Origin of the sequence: Burkholderia sp. Tr-20355, assembly GCF_017104685.1 — a bacterium.
Classification (GTDB): domain Bacteria; phylum Pseudomonadota; class Gammaproteobacteria; order Burkholderiales; family Burkholderiaceae; genus Burkholderia; species Burkholderia seminalis.
Window position 1 is genome coordinate 1 of record NZ_JAAGPK010000280.1, and the last position, 5,795, is coordinate 5,795.

General features: G+C 69.3%; 5 protein-coding genes and 1 pseudogene. 3 read left to right on the plus strand and 3 right to left on the minus strand.

The features are described 5' to 3' along the window. The 3 genes and pseudogenes from G3N62_RS34000 to G3N62_RS34010 all read left to right on the plus strand — a co-directional run. Nucleotides 1–504 (plus strand): annotated as a pseudogene (locus tag G3N62_RS34000) (sodium:proton exchanger); the annotation flags it as partial. A gap of 52 nt (nucleotides 505–556) precedes the next feature. Beyond that, nucleotides 557–949 carry an OsmC family protein gene (locus G3N62_RS34005; RefSeq protein ID WP_124669768.1) on the plus strand — a complete coding sequence of 131 codons (393 nt, stop codon included), beginning with the start codon at nucleotides 557–559 and terminating at the stop codon, nucleotides 947–949. A 35-nt stretch (nucleotides 950–984) separates the two neighbouring features. Beyond that, nucleotides 985–1,869 carry a pirin family protein gene (locus G3N62_RS34010; protein ID WP_124669769.1) on the plus strand — a complete coding sequence of 295 codons (885 nt, stop codon included), beginning with the start codon at nucleotides 985–987 and terminating at the stop codon, nucleotides 1,867–1,869. A gap of 63 nt (nucleotides 1,870–1,932) precedes the next feature. Here G3N62_RS34010 and G3N62_RS34015 read toward each other — a convergent pair whose 3' ends face one another. The 3 genes from G3N62_RS34015 to bcsA all read right to left on the minus strand — a co-directional run. After that, complete coding sequence (locus G3N62_RS34015; RefSeq protein ID WP_034186737.1) at nucleotides 1,933–2,130, minus strand: hypothetical protein; 198 nt, start codon at nucleotides 2,128–2,130, stop codon at nucleotides 1,933–1,935. Next, the gene (gene bcsG, locus G3N62_RS34020; RefSeq protein WP_124669770.1) at nucleotides 2,112–3,668 is read right to left on the minus strand and encodes a cellulose biosynthesis protein BcsG; all 1,557 of its coding nucleotides are present in this window, start codon (nucleotides 3,666–3,668) and stop codon (nucleotides 2,112–2,114) included. Before bcsG ends, G3N62_RS34015 begins: the two co-directional genes overlap by 19 nt. 27 nt (nucleotides 3,669–3,695) lie before the next feature. Beyond that, nucleotides 3,696–5,795 (minus strand): UDP-forming cellulose synthase catalytic subunit (bcsA, locus tag G3N62_RS34025; RefSeq protein ID WP_206141474.1); only part of this gene is annotated, 2,100 nt, incomplete at its 5' end.

The following is a 5,795-nucleotide window of genomic DNA, read 5'->3' on the forward strand; positions in this document are numbered from 1 at the left end:
TTGAGTCTCGCGGCCGCGGTCGCGCTGCCGGCCAACTTCCCCGGCCGCGACCTGATCCTGTTCAGCACGTTCCTGCTGATCATCGCGACGCTCGTCGTGCAAGGCGGCACGCTTGCGCCGCTGATCCGCGTGCTGAAGCTGCGCCCGGCCGCGCGCCGCACGATGTCCGAGCATGCGGTGCGCGCGCATACCTTCGGCGCGGCGCTCGCCGAGCTCGACGCGCGCGAGCAGCGCGGGTCGGATCTCGAGCGTCCGTCGCTCGACCGCCTGCTCGCCGAATACCGCAATCGCGTCACGTTCAACGAACGCGCGCACCGGCAAGGCGCCGAGCCCGCCGGCGTGCGCACGCGCATGCTGCGCGTGGAGCTCGAACTCGTCGGCGTGTCGCGCGGCGCCCTGCTCGACCTGCACCGCGACGGCAAGGTCGACGACGCGGTGCTGCACCGCATAGAATCGGAGCTCGATTTCGAGGAACTGCGGCTGCAGCGGCTGCTCGAACCGTAACGCCCGGCCGGCCACGCCGCCGGCCCGCCCCCTTTCCCCACCTGGAACTGCAATGAGCGAACTGTCCGTCGAAGCGAGCATCGGCTCGGTCGATTACCTCGTCCACTTCAGCGATGGCGTCCATCAGTGGCGTGCCGACGAACCGGCTGCGCTCGGCGGCGGCGACGCGGCGCCGACACCCGTCGCGCTGCTGTTGTCGAGCCTCGGCGCGTGCACCGCGATCACGCTGAAGATGTACGCGCAACGCAAGGACTGGCCGCTTGCCGAAGTGCACGTGAAGCTCGCGCACGAATCGGGCGGCGCGGGCAGCACGATCGTGCGCCGCATCACGCTCGACGGCGACCTGACCGACGAGCAGCGCGACCGCCTGCTGCAGATCGCGAACGCGTGCCCGGTCCACAAGATCCTCACGCACCCGATCACGATCGACACGGCGATCGCCTGATCGCCTGTCGCACCGACCACGAGCATCCCCCCACCATGTCCGCCTCGATCAAGACCCTGCTCACGCCGCGCGAAAGCGACATCGGCAACCTCGTCGTGCGCCGCGTGCTGCCCGCGCGCGCCGCGCGCCTCGTCGGCCCGTTCATCTTCTTCGACGAAATGGGCCCGGCCGTGCTGCCGGCCGGCCACGGCATCGACGTACTGCCGCATCCGCACATCGGACTGGCGACAGTCACTTACCTGTTCGACGGCTCGCTGATGCATCACGACAGCCTCGGCTTCCGGCAAAAGATCGTGCCGGGCGACGTGAACTGGATGACGGCCGGTCGCGGCATCGTGCATTCGGAACGCTCGCCCGACGAGGATCGGCCGCGCGAGCAGCCGGTCCACGGGATCCAGACCTGGGTCGCGCTGCCGGTCGAACATGAAGACACCGCGCCCGCGTTCGTACACCACGCGGCCGACACGCTGCCGTCGTTCACGCGCGACGGCGCGACCGTGCGCGTGATCGCGGGCACCGCGTTCGGGCTGGCGTCGCCGGTCGCCGTATTCTCGCCGACGCTTTATGCGTACGCGGAATTCACGCCGGGCGGCCGGCTCGCGCTCGATGCGGAGCATGACGAGCGCGGCGTCTATCTCGTCGACGGCGATCTCACCGTCGACGGCACGCCGCTCGCCGCGGCGACGATGGCCGTGCTCGAACCGGGCGCGACCGTCGCGCTCGCGAGCGCGAACGGCGCGCGCGTGATGCTGCTCGGCGGTGCGCACCTGCCGGGCGAGCGTTTCATCGAATGGAATTTCGTCTCGAGCGCGCGCGCGAAGATCGATGCGGCCCGCGCGGCATGGGCCGATCAAACCTTCGGCAAGGTGCCGGGCGAGGAACACGAATGGACGCGCCAGCCGGCGCGCAAGGCGCAATAGGCAGGATCGGCAGGACCGCCTGAGAGGAAGCGACGGCCGGCACCCACGCCGGCCGTCTTGCGTTTACGGCTTCAATCCCATCAGCTTCGCCAGCGTCGGCCAGCGATCGAGCGATTCGACGAACGCGCGCCGCGCCTGCTCGTCGACATACCGTTCGGGATCGAGCGCGGGCAGGTGCCGCGACAGACCGATCACGTCGTTGGGTTGCGACAGGCGATCGTCGTCGCCGTCGCCGGGAAGGATTAGTGTTCGTCGATCCATACGCCGTCCGGAGTTTTCACCGCGTAACCCGCGGCCGTCTGCATCGTCACCGTGCCCTCGTTTTCGCCGACCATGCGCGTGCGCGGCAGGTCCGCCGCGTATTGCGCGAGCGTCGTGCCCGGCTTGAACGGGCTGTTCGACACCAGGTTCGACAGCAACTGCGCGAGCGCGAGGAAGCTGGTCGGCTGGTCGATCACGGTCGTTGCCCCATGGTTGCCGGCGAAACCGACGAGCCGCACGCCGACCGGGCCGTGCACGATGCGCGGCGTCGGGATTTCGCGCAGGCCTGCAATCTGATTCTCGTCGCCGCGCAGCGCGGCGCCATGCTCGGGCACGAACACGATCACCGCGCGGCGGCCCGATTGCGCGATCAGGTCGGCGAGCCGGTCGAAGTCGGTCATCAGCTTCGTCGCGCGCTGCGGATACGAGTCGATGCTCGTCAGCGCGCTGCCGACGACACGGTTGCCGTCATGCAGGCTGATCGTGTTGTAGTACAGCGCGACGGGCCCCGGCACCGACGCGCGCTGCGCGTACCAGTTCGCGAGCGTCGAATAGTCCTCCTTGATCGGCGAGCCGTCGAACGCGTGCATCGCGACGGGCGCGGCCGCGTTCGAGATCATCGGCGCATCGGCCACGCCGATGTTGTCGTGAATCACCTGCAGGAAGTTGTCGAAATGGCCGTCGTGGTTCAGCAGCGACTGCACCGAGTAGCCGGCGCGCGCCAGTTGCGAGAACAGGTAGCACTGCTGCGGCGCGGGCTTGTACAGGTCCGCGTGCGCCTCCTGCCCGCAGCTCGCGCGCAGCACGCGGATCGCCGCCGGGCCGCTGTAGCTCGCGGCCGTGCTGAAGTTCGTGAACAGGTAGTCGAAGTGGCTCAGCATCGGATGGTTGCGCACCTTCGCCGCATCGAGATCGTCCCACGACAGCGAGCAGATGTGCAGCACGATCACGTCGAACTGCGTGGCCGGATCCTGGCCGAGATGGCCGAACGCCACCTGCCGCTGCGACTCCTGGGCGCGGAACGTCGCCAGCGCCGCGTTGTGATCCTCGGGCTGGTCGGCGCGCGTGGCGCCCGTCGCGTTCGCCTGCTGCGGGGCCGGCGCGACGACGCGCGCCATCAGCCCGCTGCCGGCCTGCCACAGCGGCATCGCGATCAGCACGGCCAGCACGAACGTCGCGACGCGCAGCCAGCGGTTCACGATGAAATAGACGATCAGCGCGCCGGCGACCGTCAGCACCAGCAACGGCGGCAGCAGGCGCGGCAGCAATTCCATCCAGTAGTCGAAACGGAACGTGCTCACTTCGCGCGCGGCATCGACGAGGCGCGCGAGCGGCGGCGCGTGCATCTCGCGCGCGAGCAGCGGCACCGCGATCGCGATCGCCGCGACCTGCCGCACGATGCGCCACGCGCGCCGCCGGATCGGCGCGCTCGCCGCGAGCGCCACCGCGAACGCGAGGTTCGCGAGCCAGAACGGCTGCAGGTGCCCGGTCGCGAACAGCGCGAACTTCAGGATGAAATACAGATTCCAGAACGTCATCTAAACCACTCCATGATGGGCGCCGCGTCAGTCGCGCGCCCGATCGAGTTTCGGCGCCAGCATCGCCTGCACGCCGCGCGCCGCGCCCTTCCACATCCGCACGTAGCCGTCCAGCCCGATCCGCAGCACTTCCTTCAGCCCGCCGAGCGGCGTGTCGAGGCGCTCGCCTTCATGCCAGTCGAGCCACGCATCGGCGCGGCCGAACGTGCACTGCACGAGCTGGCGCTCCTGTTCGAGCGTCAGTGCCTCGAAGCTCACGCCGACGTGCGTCGGCGTCACGCGGGTCACGCGCACCGGGAACGGAAACGCCCGATCGCCGCGCGTCACGCACACCGTCAGCGTGTCGCCGACGGCGAGCGGCAGCCCCGGCACGGCTTCGAGGCCGAGGCCGCCGGTCGAGTAGTCGCTCGTGAAGCACGCGGCCGTCGACCCGTCGGCCAGCAGCAGCATGGCCGGCACGCGCATCGCGATCCGGTGCGTGACGCGCACCTGCTTGGTCTCGCGCGCGACGGCCAGCGCGGCGCCGAGCATCGCGAGGTTGTACACGGTCCAGCCGAGCGTGATCAGGATCGTCGACGCCTCGTCGCCCTGGTCGGCCGCCAGCCGCCACAGGCCGGCCAGGATCGCGAGCACGTTCAGCCCGAACAGCACCAGATACGGCTTCGACGTCGACCAGTCGACGTAGCCCTCGTCGATCTTGCCGCCCTTGTCGGTCACGTTGAACTTGCCGTGCTTCGGGCTGAAGAACGCGACGGTGGTCGGCAGCGCGATGTACCACGCGAGCACCGATTCGTAGACCTCGGCCCAGAACGAATGGCGGAAACGCCCCTGCATCCGCGAGTTCGCGACGTTCGCGAGCACGAGGTACGGGATCACGTAGCTCGCGAGCGCGAGCGACGACGCGTTGATGAAGTACAGGTGGAAGAACAGGTACGCGAGCGGGATCGTCAGGAACACCAGCCGCGGAATCCCGTAGAAGAAGTGCAGCATCGCGTTGCCGTAGCAGATCCGCTGGATCAGGCCGAGCCCGCGCCCGAGGAACGGGTTGTCGATGCGGAAGATCTGCGCCATCCCGCGTGCCCAGCGCGTGCGCTGCTTCACGTGGCCCGCGAGGCTTTCGGTCGCGAGGCCGGCCGCCTGCACGGTCGGCAGGTACGCCGACGTGTAGCCGCGCCGGTGCAGCTTGAGCGCCGTGTGCGCATCCTCGGTCACGGTCTCGACCGCGACGCCGCCGACCTCCTCCAGCGCGCTGCGCTTGAGCACCGCGCACGAGCCGCAGAAGAACGTCGCGTTCCACAGGTCGTTGCCCGACTGCACGAGCCCGTAGAACAGGTTGCCCTCGTTCGGGATCTCGCGGAACGTGCCGAGGTTGCGCTCGAACGGATCGGGCGAGAAGAAATGGTGCGGCGTCTGCACGAGCGCGCACTTCGGGTCGCGCAGGAACACGCCCATCGTCGTCTGCAGGAACGAGCGCGTCGGCACGTGATCGCAATCGAAGATCGCGATGTATTCGCCGTGCGTCTTCGGCAGCGCGCGGTTGATGTTGCCGGCCTTCGCGTGACGGTTGTCGTCGCGCGTCAGGTAGTCGATGCCGGCCTCGGCCGCGAACGCCGCGAACTCGGGGCGCCGGCCGTCGTCGAGCAGGTACACGCGCAGCTTCGCCGTCGGCCAGTCGATGCTCTGCGCGGCGAACACGGTCGGCTTCACGACCGACAGCGGCTCGTTGTAGGTCGGGATATAGACGTCGACGGTCGGCCAGGTGTCGGGGTCGTCGGGCAGCGGCACGATCGGCCGGTCGAGCGGCCACGCGGTCTGCACGAAGCCGAGCAGCAGGATCATCCACGTATAGGCTTCGGCGCCGTACAGCAGGTAGCCGGCGACGGCCTCGACCGGGCTGCGGAAGTCGAGCGTCTGCGTCGTGCGCCACCACACGTAGCGCACCGTCGCGAGCAGCGCGAGCGATGCGAGCGCGAGCGTCGGCAGATGGCCGGGCAGACGGCGCAGCATGAGCGCCAGCACCGCGACGATCGCGAAGAAGGCGAACTGCGCGCCGGGCATCAGCGGCGACATCCCGGCCGCGGCCCACAGCACCGCGCCGGCCACCAGCAGCAGCGGCGCGAGCCAGCC